The 1998-nt window shown below is 61.9% G+C and carries 1 protein-coding gene and 1 pseudogene; both read left to right on the forward strand.

Translation table 11 applies throughout. The annotated features are described in order from the left end of the window. On the forward strand, positions 1 to 1324 hold a 1324-nt coding region (locus AC5E6N_RS19015), incomplete at its 5' end, for a penicillin-binding protein 1A (protein WP_491749292.1). A gap of 128 nt (positions 1325 to 1452) precedes the next feature. Next, a pseudogene (locus tag AC5E6N_RS19020) lies at positions 1453 to 1998 on the forward strand (PCRF domain-containing protein); the annotation flags it as partial.

The raw sequence follows: 1998 nt of genomic DNA on the forward strand, positions 1-1998 counted from the left end.
GGACCGCACGACCGTGACGCTCGCCGGCGCCGATATGGAGTGGGCATACCGCGTCAGGACCGACGGCAAGGCCAAGAAGGTCAAGACGGTTGCTGAGATCCTCAAGCCCGGCGACGTGGTCTATGTGGAAGAGATAAAGGGCGAGGACGAGACATCCACGCACATATTGCGGCAAATGCCGGCTGTGCAGGGTGCGCTCGCGGCTATGGACCCGCATACCGGACGCGTGCTGGCTTTGGTCGGCGGCTTTTCCTATGCCCAGTCGCAGTTCAACCGCGCCACGCAGGCCATGCGCCAGCCCGGCTCGTCCTTCAAGCCGTTCGTTTATGCCGCGGCGCTGGACAACGGTTACAGCCCGGCTTCCGTTGTGCTCGACGCGCCGATACAGCTCGTATCCGGCGGCGAGCTCTGGCAGCCGAAGAACTATGGCGGCGGCTCCGCCGGTCCGTCCACGCTGCGTCTCGGCATCGAGCGCTCACGCAACCTGATGACCGTCCGCCTGGCCAAGGATATGGGCATGAACCTGGTCGCCGAATATGCCGAGCGCTTCGGCATCTACGACGACATGCTTCCCGTGCTCGCCATGTCGCTGGGCTCGGGCGAGACCACGGTGCTGAAGATGATCTCGGCCTACGCGGTGATTGCCAACGGCGGAAAGCAGATCAAGCCGTCGCTTATCGACCGTATCCAGGACCGCTACGGAAAGACGGTGTTCAAACATGAGGAACGCACCTGTGACGCCTGTGCCGCAACGGACTGGCAGCATCAGGAAGAGCCCATCGTCAAGGACAATCGCGAGCAGGTGCTCGACCCGATGACCGCCTACCAGGTGACCTCCATGCTCGAAGGCGTCGTCACGCGCGGCACGGCCGCCGGCAAGATCAAACTGGATCGCGCGGTCGCCGGCAAGACCGGCACGACGAATGACGAGAAGGACGCCTGGTTTGTCGGTTACACGGCGGACATGGTGGCCGGTGTCTATATCGGCTTCGATACGCCGACGCCCATGGGGCGCGGCTCGACCGGCGGCAAACTGGCGGCGCCGATCTTCAATGAGTTCATGACTGCGGCCCTTGAGGATACGCGTCCCGCCGACTTCCGTGTGCCGCCCGGCCTGCAGCTTATTCCCATCAACCGCAAGACCGGTATGGAAGCCCAGCCCGGCGAGCCTGATGTGATCTATGAATCCTTCAAGCCGGGGACAGGCCCGGCGGACTTCTTCTCCGTGATCGGCATGGAAGAATATGTCACCGGCGATGAAATCCTCAACGTCTCCCCGCAGGCCAACAGGGCGATCGTTTCGGGAGCCGGCGGCCTCTACTGAGATATGAATTTCCGATAAGTGTGAGCGGCGCTCGCGGGCGGCTTTACTTGGCCTGCGCACGCGCCTAATGTCCGCCCGCCCGAGGCGGTTCTGCCGGGCAATTATCCAAAGAGGAAAAACGAGCGACCATGCGTACGGAAATTCAGGCGATTGTCGATGAAATCAAGCAGGCCGTAAGCCTGCTGAGGAGGCATCTTTGACTGGGATCAGGCTCTCAAACGGCTTGAGTTCCTGAACGTCAAGGCGGAAGATCCCGATATCTGGAACGATCCCCAGGAAGCGCAGAAGCTGATGCGTGAACGTCAGCAGCTCGACGAGAATATCTCCGGAATACGCGAGCTCGAGGCGAGGCTGGACGACAATGTCGGGCTGATCGAACTGGGCGAGGAAGAGGGCGACGATGATGTGGTGCGCGAGGCCGAGGAGGCGCTTCGCACCATGAAGTCCGAAATCGACCGCCGCCAGATCGACATACTCCTGTCCGGCGAGGCCGATGCCAACGACACTTATCTGGAAATTCACTCCGGTGCCGGCGGAACCGAGAGCCAGGACTGGGCGTCGATGCTGATGCGCATGTACAGCCGCTGGGCCGACAAGCGCGGCATGAAAGTCGAAGTCCGTGAAGTCCACGACGGCGAGGAAGCCGGCATTAAATCCGCGACCCTGCTGGTCAA

The sequence above is a fragment of the Hoeflea sp. genome (assembly GCF_984452065.1).